Below are 17379 nucleotides of genomic sequence, written 5' to 3'. Positions count from 1 at the left end.
CAAAGTCATTCTTGTCGTTTGTATACGTAGCCGCTATTTTCAAATTGACTCAGTAATGAGTTTTCAGACACGTCCTAATAAATTCATCTATTTACCTCCATTGAACAAACAAATATTTTAAATGTGTGACCATGCATAAGGTAATATCGACGAAGCCCAGAATAAGAAAATCAAACAATTACGTTGTTAAGTGAACCCTTAGATAATCTTCATATATTCTTGCAGCATTATATGCTCCACCCTCATCTTTTATCTACTTAATTCAAGGCTCTCGGTTTCGCATCCTGTCTAAGGATTCATTTTACGAACTTATGGTTGTTTAATGTGAAGAGGTTTGTATTTCGCCTAAAAATACTAGACTATCTGCGACTTCTTAATCATATTAGATTTATTCTCGTTATGTAAACAAATATTTTTATATTCATATGGAAATAATATTTTCAAGAAAACGATACCGATATTCCTGAGGTTATCAATATATCTTGGCTACAATCATGAAGAATCTGCTGGGAGCTATTACGAAAGTTAAATAATATAGTTAATTTTAATTCGCGCACTCACATGGAGTGCGACTTAAGGTACAGGTGTCAGCTCTCCAGACTATCTTATTTCAATCCACGCACTCATATAGAGTGCGACCCATTGTCGTATCCCTCGGCTTTCCTATATACTGATTTCAATCCACGCACTCATATAGAGTGCGACACCCGTCTCACCGCGTATACGCCGAAATTTATAACGATTTCAATCCACGCACTCATATAGAGTGCGACAGCGAAAATGAAGGAACTAATACCCTAACGGTATTAATTCCATATATTTTCGAAAAAAACGATGCTTAAAAAGCTTGAATCGATTATTGACATCTAACGATAAAAGTGAATATAAATGCATTTCGACAAATTTCGAGGTGCGAAGGATCTGGGGTTTTTATGTGAGCTTCTCATTCGCACCGTAAGTAAGAATACACTTAAGATACCACAAAACCTCTCTCTATCCCAGAGAATGCTCTATTTTTTAAAACAATAATGACTCTGCCCCGTCAATCACAATTTGTGCGCCAGTGATGTGACGCGAATGGTCAGACGCCAAAAATGTCACCAAATCAGCAACCTGCTCGGGTTGTCCCGGTCCATCTGCTAAAGGCTGATCTCCTTCGGGAAATTGCACAGGGATGGTGATCCGCTTTAACCCTTCCGATTTCTCTGTAGTTTCATCAATATTCGTCGAAATGGCCCCTGGATAAATGACATTGACACGAATACGGAACTTAGCCAGCTCTAGGGCTGCCATTTTAGCAAAACCGGTTTGACCTGCCTTTGATGTACTGTAGGCGGACATCCCAAAGCTGGTAAAGCGCTGATTTCCATTAATCGAGCTGGTAATGATAATGCTGCCGCCACCGTTCTTTTTCAAATGCGGTATTGTATACTTCACCGTCAGAAAGGTGCCCTCCAGATTCGTTGACAAAGTTTGCCGCCAATCCTCAATGCTCAACTCCTCGATCGGTGCAACAACCCCGTTAATCCCCGCATTGGCAAAAATGATATGCAGCCCGCCAAACAATTCAACCGCTTCCAGAACTGCTTTTTCCACACGTACCGGATCGGCAATGTCCACATCAAAAGCCCGGGCTGCCCCTTCATGTATGGCATTAATTTCTCTTTCTGTCTCCAAAATACGATCATTACTTACGTCAAAAAGAGCGACATTTGCTCCTTCTCTAGCCATTTGAATAGCCGTTGCCTTGCCAATGCCAGAACCAGCCCCCGTAATTAGAGCAGTTTTGCCTTCAAAGCGCGCGCCTCCTGTATATGTGTAGCTCATATGTATCGCTCCCTTTCAATAATCTGTATAATCACAAGATTACCCAAAAGGGTATACTTTATAATCACCATTTTTGCGCATTTTTTGTTATTCCTTTGCGAAATTCAGGAAAAGATCGAATATTTCATGCCTTCGTGCATCTTTTCTTCTCTTCTCATTACATTCCGTAATATCTTACCTATTCGTAGACTTATGTGTATTCATCAAAAAAGGACGTCCTACAACCATCAATATGGATGCGTACGTCCTTTTGCTTATTCATTTACCACTGCAGTTCAATAAATGCAGCATCATCATCAAGTCCTCCGGTATGAGATGCATCCAGCAATACCTGTATCTGCTCATCAGGGACAGGCTCGCGAATAGGATCTAAATCGGACAAACCGTCCGTATAGACTTGTAATCTCATCGGCATATCGGCGGGTATGCTTCTTTCGTACCAATGCGGCTTCCCTCCGATCGGTCCACGGCTAGTAGACCAGCGCTCCGCGGTAGAGAAGGTATGATCGAACAGCTCGCTGATTTCTTCCGCACCGTTCCACAACCGCAAACGCGAATCCCCTTGCCAGGCAAGTCGGAGACGCCCTCGGGTACCTCGTTTCGGTAGTTCGATTTTACCGCAAATATACATGGATTGGCTTCCCTGACGACGTTTATCTTCCAATACTGAACGCATTAAGCCTGATTCATGATCCAGAGGCTGCCGATCCAGCTCCTCTGTAGCTGCACCTGCCAGACGTTCAAGAAACTTCTTCAATTGCTCAGCAGACAGATCCTGCCTCTGTTCCAACCAATTCAGTAAAGAAGAACCCAGATAGCGGGCGGCAAAATCTCCTCGGTAACTGAGCCCGACACCATCACACAAGACAAAACAGCAGACAGATTTATGAATACGTACAGCGGCAAAATCCTGTCCGCTTTCCCCCATACTGGCAGATTCAGCAGACCTTCCATAGCCATAACGACACATAAAACGACTGTGATGAGATGATAAAGGCTGATCGCCTGTCTGAGAGCTTATGTAAGCAAATTGCTGAGTCAGCCTTGCATTCAATCCCTTTTTCTTGCTCGTGGGAAGCAGGGACAGCAGTGGATTCATGCTTTAACCTCCTTACCTTACCGTACAGGTGTCGCGGCTGACATTTGAAAACCAATCGACACCAGTTCCGCACAGGTTCCAGGCAGCATCATGATGGCTCCTTCACCTAACTGATAATCTGCCTCAAACAGCATTTCCCGATAGCTTTCAGGAAGTACAGAAGACATATTCCGCAATTTCACAGCATGTTCATCCTGCAACGGCGTATTATGCGTCAGACCCTTCCAGCGACGGGGGTCCTGAATAGGCGTTTCCAGCAACCTGTCGGATAAAAATATATTTTCCACCAGTACATTGCCGTCTGGCACACTCATGTTCATAATACGCTTCGCAATCGGTTCTGGATCGTCGCCTGTAGAAACACCATCTGTCATATGACAGACCAACGGTGCAGGACAATCCTGCATCCCTGGTAATTCCGCCTGCAAAATACGTTCAGCTTGCAAAAAGGCTTTTGCTGAATCTGAGAATCGTTTGGGTGTCAAATCAGGCAACGAACCAATAGCTGCAATTTCATCAATTCCCTTGACACCATTCAGCAGGTCATACACGTCGTCACTATAAGCCAAAATTGCAATCCGATACCGCGCAGTCAACCGATTTCCCTTAGTCGATCGGAAAACCATCTGTCGAATCGCTAGTGATATAGCTTCATACACAACGTCAATACGCCGCCGCCCTTCCATCAGCATGTTCATCGACGCGCTGATGTCAATCAGGTAAATGATCAGGGCGGGAGTACGTTGTGAAGCCTGTATTGTATAATTCATAGTTGGTACATGCTCCCCTCAGTTACCTTATATCTATATCTGTTTCCTAATCTATCATTCTTCCATATAAAAACATATGAAACATCAAATTTTAGGCAGTCTAAAATTCGTATCTCCTAAAAAGTTATAAATAGAGGAAGCCCGATAGCCGACTTCACCTACCCTACGATAATAAGAAGGATTACTGTCATATAGTGCTCTAAAACGTTTGGCAAAGCTCTTTGCCTTCGCCATACTTCCACCTTCCTGAGAAGCATAAGCCTTGTTATACAAGGAAATAAGCTGGAGAACATTCTCCTTGTTACGTGCTTTTATAGCGTCTTTTCGCTTTTGTTCCGCCTCCGCTGCTGCTTTACGAGCTGCCTCTTCCTTGATAGCACGAGCTTCCTGCTCTTTTTTCAAGGCTAGGTATTTCTCATACTTTGCCTGTTGATCATATGCTTTTTGCTTTGCCAGCTTGGCAGCAGCCTGTTTGTTTTGTTCCTTTTGAGCAAGATAAGCCTCGTATTTAACCTGTTGATCGATCAGGGCTTGTTGTTTCTTCTGCTCTTCCTGTTGCTTTTGAGCAGCAAGAGCCTGTTGTTTGGCCTGCTGTTCAGCTTCCTGCTGTTGTTTATCTGTCAGCAATTTTTGAGCGGCTTCCTGCTCAGCAGCCAGCTTTTCCTCGGCTGCTTTTGCAGCCTTCAACGCCTCTTCTTGCTTAGCAGCCTCTATTTGTCGCTGGCTAGACTGATCTGCAAGAATACTCACAGTAGGGATTCCAGCTGCCAATAGAACGACTGCGGCTGATGCTGTCACGATAAACATTTTGGAGCGATACCAGGCTTTCGATTTTTCAGGCTGCTCGGGCAGCTTGGGATTCAGCTGCTCCTCCAGCCCCGTAATCGCAGCCGACACCTCCACATGCAACGGACTGCCGTCCTCTACAAAATGATACAGCGAACGATATACTTCCAACGCCGCAGCCGGTTTGTTTTGTTGCTCCAGTTCACGCGCCTGTCGAAACAGCTTGTCCGTTACTCCACGCTCTCCCTGCTCTAGGACATCCTGATTAAGCAATGCAACTTGTTCAGCCTTGAGTGGTGCAGGGGTAGCCAAAGAGGATACCGTTTCACTAGAGGGCCCACCCGTCGCAGCCGGTTCTATTGTTTCTGTCACAGCTGGCCCAGATTCTATAGTCTCAACAGGAATTTCCTGCTCAGTAACCGCATTAAGTACAACCAGCCATTCGCCAAAGGTAGGACAACTGCTTAGATCCTGACTATCCCAAGCACGGCTGAACAACTCTACCACCTTGCTGCCCCAACGGGCTTCAAGCGATTTTCGTAAAATAAAATAACGTTCGCAAGGCGTCTGCATTTCATGCTGATCAAAATAACTTTCGCCCCACGCTTTATCGACTACCACACGGTCAGACCAGCCTAGCATTTCCCCAATAATGATAGCCCCTGCAAAACGGTCTGCATACGCACTCCATAACCCGCTATGAACAGTACGATGTGCAGCATACCCTGGCGATCCTGCCAATAGTGCATCTGGACGATCCATTTTGGTACTATACATTTGCTCCACGTCTACCAATTCGACAGCTGACGTGCCTTCAGGCAGTTCCACTTCAGAAAAAAACGGAAGCATCACATTGGGCGCCGATAAATCACAGTGCGCCAATCCTTTTTGCTCCATCGCTGAACCGATCCCTGCCAGTGCTCTGGCTAAAGCCAGACTATCGGAAGCCTCAAGCTGACGCTGATCTGTGAGACAATCGAACCATGTCATACCATGAACCCATGGCATCAGCACCGCATACAGCAAATCAGGCTGTTCAGCGATCAGACTTCCGTTTCTTTCTGGAGTGAGCACATCACGCTTGCATACCTGCAAACCGGGAATATCCCCGTATGTTTCCATATGCTCCGATTGATAAACCATAGCCGGGATGCGGAACTTCGGAAAAAACACTTTGAGGGCTTTTGCCTCATGTGGCGCTCCGTTTTTGGCATTCAGCTGGTATACGATTCCCTGCCTCCCTGCTTGAGCATAGGCTAAACCGGGTGCAGCGGGATGTCGTCCAACCACATAAGCTGTGCCGTTTATGATCAATTCGTCTCCCGGATTCGGTTGAAAAGACATGAAACATCCCTCTCCTTATATCGTTCAGTATGCTAGTTTTCCTCACCTTATTATATACATCTATGGATGGCAAGAAAACCGGGTATCCGAAGATCGCCCGGTTTTTCCTGTACAATCTGTGCCAAACCGTGAGGAATGGGTTCACATATTGCTTCTTTGTAGAGTGATATATGATAAGTTCATGCCAATCAGGCAAGACAACTTATTTCGCTTGGTCAACTGTACGGAATTTGTTAGCGATAGCTGTCAACTCTTGGCTAATGCTATTCAAAGTCGTTACGAAAGCTTGCATTTGTTTGCTAGCTTCCTGGAACTCTTGGAAAAAGCGTTGTTTAGTCATACCTTCCCATTGACCTTCCATACCAGAGATGGATTGAGTCAAGCTGGAAACGATCTGCTGACTTTGCTCACCACTTTGTTTAAATTGGTTAGCTACCTGATCAACCTGTTCTGGGGTAATTAAAATGCGTCCTGCCATTTTTTGCGTCCTCCTTGATGATAAAAAATGTTTTTGTTTAGCTGGTTCAAATTGTACTATGGCTATTTAATTCCCTACAAAAGGCAAAGGACCTAATTGCAACAATCCCACTTTTTAACTATAAAACAGCATCTAACAGTACAATCTGAATAAAACAACCACCTAATAAGTCCCATATAAGTCCTATAAAACCGGGAATAGTATAACGAATTCATATGGAATTACAAGCTGTTCCTGATCATCCCGGAACGATCCGAACTAAGCAACAGGCTGATCTCTTGCTATAGACGGATCAGTAAAATACCAATCCTGTGGACTGCTAGAAGACGCCTGCTTCAGAATATCCTGATGCTGCGTGTCTGCATCCAAAGACTGAACACCTGCAATGGCATGTACGACAGACTGCGGGTTAGAAATTAGACTGCTTCCTTCCGAGGCTTGCCCAGGCAGAATAGACGGTGATTGTTGATTCGACCAATCGAGCATCGTGACGGGTCGTCCCAATGGTTGGCTGGCAAATGGCAGAATCGTTTGATAGTTGTGGTCAACAGACTGAAACTGCTCTGCCTTTCGGTTCAGTTGTGTACCTGATGTATGGAGGTAAGCATGAACCTGCTCTGACATCCGCTTGGCTTGCATCCAATGATTCAAGATCGCCTCACGTGCAGATACATCCCAATCCAGCGATTGTAACGCCTGCTCCAAACTTGCTGTTATCTGTTGAATTTGCTCCGCCGCATGCTGTAGCTGCCCGCTAAGCCCCCGAAGCACATCCGGTTCAACTCGAATGCGCATATCCATCACCCTTCTTCTGTCACTTCTTCAGTCACTGCCGACTGTTTCAACCAATTCAATAATAAGTCTACAAACTGATCTCTTGAAGCCATGGCTGCAATCAACCAATCTCCGTTACCAGCAGAGCTCATCCGAAATATCCAGTTCATTGCAGGACACAAGACAAAAGCTGCCCGTTGTGATTCCCACTCCCTGCCGTTCCAGACCAGTAATTGCAATTCTCCCTCGGCTACACGGGAACTCAAAGACTGAGCCAGTCTCATTGCCCCTTCTTCATCGCCGCTAGCCTCGGTCAGCCTACTGCTGATTTGAGACATACTTTCTCCAGCAGATTGCTCGTAAATTTTATTAAAAGCCTGCTTGGAAAACATAAGCGCAGGAGATTCAGGTACAAGCCGATCAACCCAGCCCATTTTATCAATCAATGTTTCGCAAGCCTTTTCCACATTACCGAGATCGTACAGACGATATTCATCGGGTTCATCAGCAGATTTTACAAGCTCCACCACACGCTCATTCGTGCAATGGAGATAGCCTTCGAACTGCTTACCTCCCCTTACATAGCGTATACGGCAGGCCCTGTTGGATAATCCCGCGATAGCAACTCTTGAAAAAACGGTAGGAGGTATAGCCAGCTCTTTACCCTTATCTGCCTGCTTTAGATAACCCTTTTCCAGAAGAGCAGCTTTGACCTGCTCCCACTCTTCCGCCAATTCCTCTGCTAGATAGCCCTTAAACGGATCTTCCACCCCAAGCAGTCTGTCAGAACCCAATACGCCTGCCAGAAAAAACAGTTCCTTTGCCTTGAGGGTTATTAACTTCTGCTTGGAAGCTTGAAACGTTAACATTATGAGCCACCTCCCTTCAAACTACAACATGCCATCGGTCGCGAATTTTCGTTATCCAATCCTCACAGCTCATTTGCTCTGAGAAGGGAATCGCCGCTTTTATCCTGGTAAATTTGCGTCGTACGTAGTATCCCTGCCCGGGAGGCAGGACTTTTAGGCCACCAGCAGCAGCATTTGCTTCCGAATAAGGGATACGAAAGAACGATAAATCATTCGAATCCAGTGTACCAAAAAGCATACCGCTTTGACTTGCCTTGACATCATTAAACCAGTCCACACCAAAGGTAGGGAAATCAGATGGCACACCCGACAGCACGACATGCACATTGCGATCACGTCCCAACCGTACAATGGCGGAAAGCTGATCCTTTATCATAAAATCGTTCAGTTGCTTGCTTAACATATCCGCATCATCAATGACTAGGAGCAGTTCAGGATCATCTCCATCCTTGCTCCGTTGTTGAACGATATCATGCACCTGTTGTACCAGAGGTCCCATTTCTTCCTCGCTTTCGGCAGCAGCCTTAACATGGGGAAGATGCCGTAATCGGGATAGTCCTCCGCCTCCATAGCGTGTATCGATCGTATAGGCTTGCATTTGATCCGGTGACGTGTAATAAGCAAGTGATATAATCCAACTCATTAGAAAGGAGGTTTTCCCCCCCTCCATCGGACTACCTACGATAAAATTAGGCCCTTCTTTCAGATTCAGGAGAAAAGGCTCAAGATCGTCACTCTGTAGGCCTACAGGTACTTCATAAGGAAGCGCGCCCGATGGTCCACTCGTCCGATCCCACTGCTGAAGCAGTTCCAGCAATGGAATCCGCTCAGGCAGTGGGAGAATGGCCGGTGCGTGCTTGCCCTTCCAACCCTGCACAATGCCAGCGATATTGCGACGTAGTTGTGCTGAACGTTCCGCCTCATCTTCTCCTGGTGAAGGCAGTGCTGTCTGGAACTCCAGCGGTGGAACATGCCCTTTAACCAGGCCCCGACCCGGAATTAACGGTCCTGGTGTTTTGGCTGGTCGTCCTACCGCATAGTAGTAGTCACTAGGATCGGCCAATTCGAAAGAAACAGCATTAGGTATGTTACTGCGGAATTTCTCAAACACATCGGTAATCCGGTTCGCTGTAATGATGAAGGTGATACCTAGACTACCGCCTTCACGTAAAAGTGATTCCAGCAGTTCATTTTCATCCGGATAGGAATTACGAAAATTAAGATATCCATCAATAACGACGACAATTTGCGGTACATCCTCGACGGCAGAACGCCGAAAAGAACTTATTGTTTTGACGCCAGCCTCAGAAAGTATTTCCTTGCGTACAGTCACCATCTTGAACAGATAGCGGAACAAGCGTTTAATCCGGTCATCCTCCTCGGCCATCATAACAGCACCGATTTGTGGAAGCTCTCCAAAGTCGCGCATGGTTCGCCCCATGTCAATGATATAACCGTTCCAATGATTCGCAGCAAAGTGCTGGGCTGTGGACATCAGCAAAGTATGCAAAAAGGTCGTTTTCCCCATGCCTGGCATACCATACACCGCCCAGTGACCATGATCCAGCGACGCATATATCGGCTCCTGTCGTTGGTTCGGTAAATCATCGACCAACCCGATCAGGGCTTTCAGCTCCAAAGATGAGACTGTACTATCTATTTCGGTACATTGCGGCAAATTAGTTAAGTCCAGCATTTCTGGCAGTGGCGGAAGCCATGGTCCCTGAAGACGTTCGATTCCCGCCTTAGCTGCTTCTTTTGCAATATAATCAATAAATACTTGAAGCTGTTTGGGAGCTTCTTCTCCTTTTAAGCCTGAGCTTGCCCGTTCACCACCAGTTAATAGTGCTTCACGTTTCCCATTCAGTCTTACTTCATGAACAGGTAAGGCAGAAGAAACGTCTCTGTTGCCTATATACGGCGCACCGCTCCAAGCAAATTGCATTTCTTCAAACACTTCGTCGCTACCCACTTGAAAATACCCTCGTCCCGGCTTCGTTATCCAAGCGGCATTTGGTATTTTCAACATATCACGGCTATCACCTTCGCTTTGCACCCGCAAGCAGATGCGGAACCTGGAGTTACTCCAAATCTTGTCATCGACAACACCTGCCGGCTTTTGAGTCGCCAAAATCAGATGGACACCTAATGTCCGCCCAATCGCTGCAATACTGATTAGCTCGTCCATGAACTCTGGCTGATCCCGCTTTAATTGTGCAAATTCATCAATAATAATAACCAGATGAGGCAGCGGTTGTTCCTGCCGCTGCCGGAGTAGTCTGTAATATTCATCAATATGCTGTAAATTGCCTGCATCGTTCAATATCTTTTGTCGACGAACCAGTTCTGCTTTAAGGGATATTTTAGCACGTTCAATCAAATTGTTGTCCAAGTTCGTGATTGTACCCACCACATGCGGCAAGTTAACGAACGTATTGGACATGCCTCCACCCTTGTAATCGATCAGCATAAAAGCAAGATCATGTGGATGAAACTCAGCAGCGAGCGAGGCTACAATGGACTGAATAACTTCACTCTTGCCCGAACCGGTCGTACCAGCGATCAAGCCATGGGGACCATGCCCTTGACGCTCTATTTTATCATGCAGGTTAATCATAATCTTTTTACCACCTGCCCGCACACCCATTGGCACAGGTAAAGTATCAGGATGGCGGTTACGTCGCCATCGGTCTGCCACGTCCAGTTCTTCCACACTTTCTACACTCATCATATCAAAAAGAGGCAGAACAGCGGGAATATCTGAAGCCGAGGAACGCTTCAAGCGAATAGGCGCCATGTACCGTGCCAGTGCATCGGCTTCCTCTTTTGACAAACGATCCGGTTTGAAACTTTGCTGTTCAACCTCTGCCGATTCTGATTTAAGAGCATATACCCCCTGCTCCTTGGAAGCTTCCACAATCAGCTGACACTGCATCGGCAAAGCCTCTTTACGAGAAGCCAGTACAATCGTACATGCATCTATCGCTCTTCCGTCTTCCAGCAACAACGGCAGCAAGGGCTCTTCCTCAATCAGTTGGGTGTCAGATAAAACAACTACATAGCACGGGACTTCCATACCTTTGCCCTGACGTTCATTGCGATTATTTTTTCGGCGGTTCAATCTGGCAAACAGAAAGTCAGCTAATTGATGGGCGCTGCTACTGCGGTCTGACATCATTCTTTGGATTCGGTCATCGTCCCACACATGCGGGAGCCAGCGCATCCAAGTCCATTCACTTTCCTCTCGTTCATCATAGAAGGAGGCAATTTTCACTTCATCTGGCGAGTGACGAACCGTCACTTGTGCCAAGATCACTCTTAACGCAGCAAGGGTGTGCTCTCGCTCGCCAACCAATCCAACCACTTTGGATTGAAACAGAGGTAATGTGATGGAAGCATCGTCCACCAAACGAAATTCTTCCTCCAGTTCATCAGCAGCCCCCAGCAAGGGATCTCGGTCATAACCGTCAGGCCGTGGGATTTGCAATTTAATATGAAACGGAACTTGTCCAGTCCCGATACGTACCTGCAAAAAATCTTCATCCTCCGGGGACCGTTCCCAAAGAGAACTGTTGCGGTTTTTTACGATTTGCGTACATATTTGCGGATCACCGTGAATTTCATATAGTGTGCGAATTTGTTCTTCGCGTTTCATTTCAAGTTCTTCACGATGCTTTTGGAGCTGTTCCCGATACATACGGTCCCGCTCCTCCAACTTACGTTTGTATTCCTTCTTATTATTTAAATAAACGAAAAAAGGAATCGTATACGATGTAAGCATCATGACCACAGTAACCATCTGGAACATCAAATAGTTACTGTTGCCCATCTTGCCTGTTCTACTCATATATACGTAAAAGCCTATAGTCACCAACGTCATCATTAACGGAATAAGTATAGATATAATAGAAAAAGATGGCTTGCTCGGCTCAGCCGGAGGCCGTAAAATCTCCAGTTTTTCTTCTCGGAGAGCCGGTCTTAATCTCGGGGATCGCTGGTATAGTACATTCAAGACAAAAGTCCCCCTTTTCGCTTCCTATTTCATTTTACCAAGGTTTCATATTATTTCATGTGTGTATTTACCCATTTTTTTCAGTTTGAAACAAGGAACGTCTTCCGTATACAGGCGCCTCGTCCTGAGTTGTCGAAAAAGCTCGTTGAATGCGCACAGTACAGCCTTCTCGCAAACCTGCTCCTGTGAGTAGCTGGTTATCCTCCACTCTGAACCAAAGTCCTTCTGGAAACTTTGCTTCCATAATATATTGCATGCCTTCAGCCGGAGGCTCACCAAAAATGCGCACACCCAGCATCAATTTTAAATGTTCCACCGAGTATTCATCGGCTACCTCAATATCAAACCACTCTGTTTCCTGTCGTCCTGAAAGCACGGTCAGGATCATCTGCCATCCCTCCCGATCCTTAATCTATATAACAATATTCACGCAAAAAGCCAATTTCTACGGAAATATGGCTATCGTAACTGTAGCATCCACCTATTAGACTGTCAATTTGTTACAAAATACCTACACTCAAAATAAAACACTGACTTTAGTCATGCAGCAAAGTGATGGTAGAGTCATATGGCTTAAAAATATATATTTACAAAGTTTAATTTGAATACTTACGTCATTTTGTCGATTAGTTAGGACTAAATTCGATTGTTACCCAAATTGTTGTGAACACTTTGTAAATTTTTCAGACCTTTATGTTTTTATAAGGTGTTTTTAAGGTAATTTTAAGAAACGGGCACTACAATAAAGCCATGAAATAACTCAGGCGAGGTGATTTTTGTGAGAACATTAATTACATTTCAAAACAAACGTATTCCCGTATACTTCAATCAAGAAAATAAGCAACCGGTACAAAAAACCTTAAAACTTCTAAGTAATACTTTGGAGAATAAAATCTCTAGCGGCAAGCGCGCCCTTCAAAAATGTCTTAACTCTTTGATCAGTATAGAGATTGTCGGTTGTGAAGCCATCCTGCATAGCGTTAGTGAAAATGATTCACTAGCATTGTCCCTCTATTAAGAGGGACTTTTTTTGTTTGCAATAACATAAAAAAGAGAGGGGCATTTCAGCACCCTCTCCAGATCAACGGTTTTAAAACATACTACATGTGACTTACCGCAGCCTATCATTTGATCAAACTCTATTTTATAGTATTCTCCGATAACCTTTTTTACCGCCTCGTTCTTTATTCTGCGCCTTCTCGATTCGTATTCTAAACAGCTCTAGTAAATTAGCGCGTGTATGTTCTTCCCGGCAGTTGTCCAACTTTTTTAAGATAAAACGGTCAATGGACATATGACTCAGGCTCCTTTACAGCAAGCTACCCCTGCTTTTCAGGGGGATGATCAGGCTATCCATTTTTAACCATTCCAGCTGTTGTTTAAACACGTACGCTTTTAGTAGATAAGGCAAACGGGATTACAAACCCTTTAAATAGGGTAAATACATAAAGTTTCGAATTTTTTTAGTTAAGCCTGAAAGCTACGGACAAGGAGCGAGCAAAAATCATGAGTAAGTACAAGATGATGAAAATAGGCTGGAAGCTTTTATGTACGTCCTTAATTCTAATCATACTAGCTGCATGCAGCAGGGAAAAAGCCTCGACTCGGAGTATGGCCCAACATGAAGCGGAAGCACGTGCCTACACCGTAACGGGTAATCCAAGCCAAGCCGCATCAACCCTTGATGAACGAGCTGCCAATGATACGATAGTACATCAGCAAGGGAGCAGCTATGTCGAAATATCAGGTGACGTAAATATAGATAAAAATACCGTGAGAGTGACAGGACATTCCAACCTGCCGGCTGGAGCACGGATTAAAGGGAATCTTGCGGTCAAAAACACTCTGTTAACTGGATACACGGACGAGGCAACTATTCAAAAGGACGGAAGTTTTGTACTCCAAGTACACCGACCTGGTATTCAGGGCAGTATGGATCTGACGGTCCTGTTCCGACCAGATGACCAAGACCAAGAAATACGAAATTTGTATGGTAATGGTGGAAACAAATTGGAAGGTCCTTATGTATATCAATACGAAGAAAACGAACATCTTTTGCAAGAAATTCGGATTGGTGCTGAATTTGATCCTGAGCAAGACCGGCATGTCTCTCTAATTAAACCTGTCTGGAACAAACCAAAGGACTATGGTAGTCCTCAAGTGTGGATTAAACCTGATGTGAAACAAAAAGGTAATTACTATCATGTATATGCACGCAGCAATTTGCTGGAAGGGTCGGACGTCAAGCTGACCATTGATTTTCCGGGACGATGGCAGTTTGGCTACGATGATCAAACCAAAGTCATGCCTGACGGTTCTTTTAGTATGAGAGTCAAAAAGCCGAGCCTGGCCAACCGCTACGCATTGGTTATAACTTTCGAGCCGAATGAAGACATGTGGAGCAACGCCAAACAGGCTTACGGTACACAAGGAGAACACCTGGCAGGATCATTAGTTAAATCCGCAGATGACAAAAAGGGCTCCAAACGGATTGAAGCCCGTGTCCAAATCCAACCCAAATCGTAACTAGACAGTATCTAACTTTAAGTTACGGTCGGTCGCCATGAAATACACGTATCAAATACAGCCATATGAAAGAATGCTTAACGTTTACAGCAGACGAAAGGATCTATCATGTCTAGCTGCTATGACTGTATCGTGACCGGCGTACCTATGCTTACCTTCTCCTGAAGCTCCAGCACATCCTTATTGTGCATTCGAATACAGCCATGTGACACCAACTTGCCAATGGACCATGGCTCATTGGTACCATGAATGCCATAATGCGGCTTGGACAGCCCCATCCAAAATGCTCCGAAAGGACCGCCCGGATTGGGCTGTTTGTTAATAATCGTAAATTGCCCACTGGGTGTCTGTGTAGCCACTTTTCCAATACCGACCGGATAACTAAGAACGGTCTGGTTCCCATCTTTTAAATATAGACGACGCTCCGATAAACTCACCACAATGTTGTAGTTCGGCATATATTCACCCCTTTATACCATATGCCGACTACAACATAGATTTTCTTATATTTCTACAATTGATGTTTCATGACAGCACGGCTTACCACTCCACATCACGTCGCCAACCGCCTCGTTGATCCCTACGGCCTGAGGTTGTGGTTGAACGACTGTCCTTTCTTCGTCGATCTGCTTCCTTGCGTGCCTGATATTCCAATTCCCGCTGCATCTTGCGATAATTGTTCGCTCTGGACTCCGACAATTCTCCTCTTTGGATCGCTTCCTCCACCGCACAGCCAGCTTCTCCCTCATGCTTGCAGTCGGCAAAACGACATTGTTGCGCTATTTCTATAATATCGGCAAAGGTATGAGCTACGCCTGTGGAATCATCCCATAGATTAAGCTCACGCATACCGGGGGTATCCAACAGGACCGCTTGCTTTGCAATGGCAAAAAGCTGTCGGTGCGTAGTTGTATGCCTGCCACGGCTGTCTTCCTCCCTCACATCCTGTGTCAGTTGCACATCAGCCCCAGAGAGCCAGTTCACGATTGTGGATTTGCCACTACCGGAAGAGCCGGTCAAAGCAACCGTAGCGCCTGGTTGAAGAAACGCCTCCAGCTGCTCTCTCCCTTCGTTCTGCAAAGCAGAAATCACGATAACAGGTACTCCAGGAGCAACCCCCTCTGCCTCTGCAACCCGCTGTTCGACATCATCGCAAAGATCGCTCTTACTCAACACGACAACCGGATTTACGCCACTATTCCAGGCCATAATTAAATATCGTTCTAATCTGCGCATATTAAAATCATGATTCAACGCATTTACAAGAAAAAGGGTATCCACATTAGTCGCGATCAGTTGCTCCTTTGTCTCAAAACCCGCAGCCTGTCTAGATATTTGGCTTTTGCGTGGCAGGACAGCATGAATTACTGCATCTGATACTTCGTCCGATGTAGTGATGACCACCCAATCTCCTACCGCCGGCATTTCCGCTGGGTCAACCATAGCATGTCGCAGCTTGCCTGAAGCGGCTCCCCAACGTTCCCCATCCATCGTGATAAGCTTCACCTTTTGTCCATAATCGGCAATCAAACGGGCAGGACGTAGCTGTGTGTCTCCTGCGCGTTCCTCATTGCTTTGCTTCCATTGATCCCAAAAACCGTTCCAGTAATCAGACCAACCGTATTCATGTATACTCATTGTTTTCCTCCTGAAATCATGCTTGATTTTTTGATGTAGCGTTACTCAATAGGTGTACATTTTCTCTCCACAAGCAAACAACGCAAAAAATCCGCAGGGAAACCCCTGCGGAGGGTATACATCTCAGGCAATGTGATCCGTTCGTTCACTTATGCAAGCAGTCATACTCGGACTACTCTCAATAGCAACAACTGGATAACAAAACACTTGACCATAAAAAAATCCGCAGGGAATCACTCCCTGCGGATTTCGTTGGTTCTACTGTCCAACCAACTGCTACGCTAAGACTATAGATTTAAACAGTCTTTAGCTGTGCATCGTCCGTGCGGGAGACAAGTCATACTGCTGCTGAAACCATTCACTCATGTTCGTACGCATATAACATCGCCTCCTCCTAAAATTTCCTTTATCATACAAGTCCATGAATTGTCTGTCAAGGCTAATTTCAAACATTTTAAACTATCTTGAGTTTCGTTTAACGGACTTGATCCCATCGTGTCCACATTTCACGCGGGTTTAATTCGTACATTTCCCGCTCTCTGTACATAAACTGATGCATGATCAGTTCACGCCGAATTGTCGCAAAATCCTCATGGTATTGCTTGATCCACTCGTTTAGTTCACGTTCAGGGTAGATGCGGCCTGGCTCCAGCTTTTCCGCGAGCATCTGAAGTACGATCAATTTCTTCTTATACTGGGCAGGGATTTGACGCAACTTACCGTCCTTGGCAAAAAAATTGCGTAAGACCGTTGCTTCCAGTGTTTCATTCAGTTCCGACATCTGTTCCTCTTCCTCTCCTTTTTCAAAAATAAGACGCACCGTCGCCTCGGCATGCTGCCGAATCAGCTCTGGGTTCAATGTAAAATATACTGTATTTTTATCACGTCGTTCCTTAATCAACCCAACCTCACGGAGTTTGGAAGCATGATGCGTAACTGTAGGCTGCGACAGATTCAGCTTTTTCGCCAAAGCTTGTCCATGCATCTCCCCACGGGATAAAAGAAGTAATATTCGCATACGCGTCGGGTCCGCAAGTGCTTTATGATAATTGACCATTTTATCTAGTTGCACCGTGACTGCACCTCTCTTCACTAATACAGATTTGCTATGCAAACAAATCATCTTATCTAAATAGAAGTTTATCTAATTATATGTTTGTTAAAATTGTCTGTCAATTCTCCCTCTCATCATCTCTTTCTGAAAACGGCTGGATATTGTGCACACATTGCGGTAGGATTATTATTTGAAAACTTCT

At 45.2% G+C, this 17379-nt stretch carries 15 protein-coding genes; 2 read left to right on the top strand and 13 right to left on the bottom strand.

The genetic code is table 11. From position 1 onward, the window contains the following. Positions 1–1017: 1017 nt before the first annotated feature. From AC5V8P_RS12490 to AC5V8P_RS12450, 9 genes are all read right to left on the bottom strand, one after another. Positions 1018–1827 carry an SDR family oxidoreductase gene (locus tag AC5V8P_RS12490; RefSeq protein WP_064798055.1) on the bottom strand — a complete coding sequence of 270 codons (810 nt, stop codon included), beginning with the start codon at positions 1825–1827 and terminating at the stop codon, positions 1018–1020. A 262-nt stretch (positions 1828–2089) separates the two neighbouring features. Next, positions 2090–2926 (bottom strand): protein phosphatase 2C domain-containing protein, encoded by an 837-nt coding sequence (locus AC5V8P_RS12485; protein ID WP_064798056.1) that lies wholly within the window; start codon positions 2924–2926, stop codon positions 2090–2092. A 17-nt stretch (positions 2927–2943) separates the two neighbouring features. Next, on the bottom strand, positions 2944–3696 hold the full coding sequence (locus tag AC5V8P_RS12480) for a vWA domain-containing protein (RefSeq protein ID WP_013370788.1): 753 nt from the start codon (positions 3694–3696) through the stop codon (positions 2944–2946). Between the two features lie 84 nt (positions 3697–3780). Next, positions 3781–5826 carry a serine/threonine-protein kinase gene (locus tag AC5V8P_RS12475; RefSeq protein WP_064798057.1) on the bottom strand — a complete coding sequence of 682 codons (2046 nt, stop codon included), beginning with the start codon at positions 5824–5826 and terminating at the stop codon, positions 3781–3783. A gap of 202 nt (positions 5827–6028) precedes the next feature. Beyond that, entirely contained in the window at positions 6029–6304 is a 276-nt protein-coding gene (locus tag AC5V8P_RS12470; RefSeq protein WP_007430133.1) for a WXG100 family type VII secretion target, read from the bottom strand. A 258-nt stretch (positions 6305–6562) separates the two neighbouring features. Then, the gene (locus AC5V8P_RS12465) at positions 6563–7099 is read right to left on the bottom strand and encodes a WXG100 family type VII secretion target (RefSeq protein WP_064798160.1); all 537 of its coding nucleotides are present in this window, start codon (positions 7097–7099) and stop codon (positions 6563–6565) included. A gap of 5 nt (positions 7100–7104) precedes the next feature. Further along, on the bottom strand, positions 7105–7947 hold the full coding sequence (locus tag AC5V8P_RS12460; RefSeq protein WP_064798058.1) for a hypothetical protein: 843 nt from the start codon (positions 7945–7947) through the stop codon (positions 7105–7107). A gap of 16 nt (positions 7948–7963) precedes the next feature. After that, the gene (essC, locus tag AC5V8P_RS12455; protein WP_064798059.1) at positions 7964–11959 is read right to left on the bottom strand and encodes a type VII secretion protein EssC; all 3996 of its coding nucleotides are present in this window, start codon (positions 11957–11959) and stop codon (positions 7964–7966) included. A gap of 67 nt (positions 11960–12026) precedes the next feature. After that, positions 12027–12347: a hypothetical protein gene (locus AC5V8P_RS12450; RefSeq protein WP_013370783.1), complete on the bottom strand. Its 321-nt coding sequence runs from the start codon at positions 12345–12347 to the stop codon at positions 12027–12029. A gap of 390 nt (positions 12348–12737) precedes the next feature. Between AC5V8P_RS12450 and AC5V8P_RS12445 the strand changes: the two genes are divergently transcribed. Next, entirely contained in the window at positions 12738–12977 is a 240-nt protein-coding gene (locus AC5V8P_RS12445; RefSeq protein ID WP_013370782.1) for a hypothetical protein, read from the top strand. Positions 12978–13103: 126 nt separating this feature from the next. Here AC5V8P_RS12445 and AC5V8P_RS12440 read toward each other — a convergent pair whose 3' ends face one another. Then, complete coding sequence (locus AC5V8P_RS12440; protein WP_023988262.1) at positions 13104–13253, bottom strand: hypothetical protein; 150 nt, start codon at positions 13251–13253, stop codon at positions 13104–13106. 212 nt (positions 13254–13465) lie between these two features. On the opposite strand from AC5V8P_RS12440, the gene AC5V8P_RS12435 reads away from it, so the two are divergent. After that, positions 13466–14485, top strand: coding sequence for a flagellar motor protein MotB (locus AC5V8P_RS12435; RefSeq protein ID WP_231116965.1), 1020 nt, complete (start codon positions 13466–13468; stop codon positions 14483–14485). A 119-nt stretch (positions 14486–14604) separates the two neighbouring features. Here the strand turns inward: AC5V8P_RS12435 and AC5V8P_RS12430 are convergent, their stop codons facing one another. The 3 genes from AC5V8P_RS12430 to AC5V8P_RS12420 form a co-directional block, all read right to left on the bottom strand. Beyond that, positions 14605–14943: a L,D-transpeptidase gene (locus AC5V8P_RS12430; protein ID WP_064798060.1), complete on the bottom strand. Its 339-nt coding sequence runs from the start codon at positions 14941–14943 to the stop codon at positions 14605–14607. Between the two features lie 82 nt (positions 14944–15025). Then, complete coding sequence (gene rsgA, locus AC5V8P_RS12425) at positions 15026–16123, bottom strand: ribosome small subunit-dependent GTPase A (RefSeq protein WP_064798061.1); 1098 nt, start codon at positions 16121–16123, stop codon at positions 15026–15028. A 475-nt stretch (positions 16124–16598) separates the two neighbouring features. Next, the gene (locus AC5V8P_RS12420; protein WP_064798062.1) at positions 16599–17195 is read right to left on the bottom strand and encodes a DUF2087 domain-containing protein; all 597 of its coding nucleotides are present in this window, start codon (positions 17193–17195) and stop codon (positions 16599–16601) included. Positions 17196–17379: the final 184 nt, after the last annotated feature.

The sequence above is a fragment of the Paenibacillus sp. N119s genome (assembly GCF_059447605.1).
The sequence above is the reverse complement of the archived record's forward strand: the minus strand, read 5'-3'. Positions and strand labels throughout refer to the sequence as shown.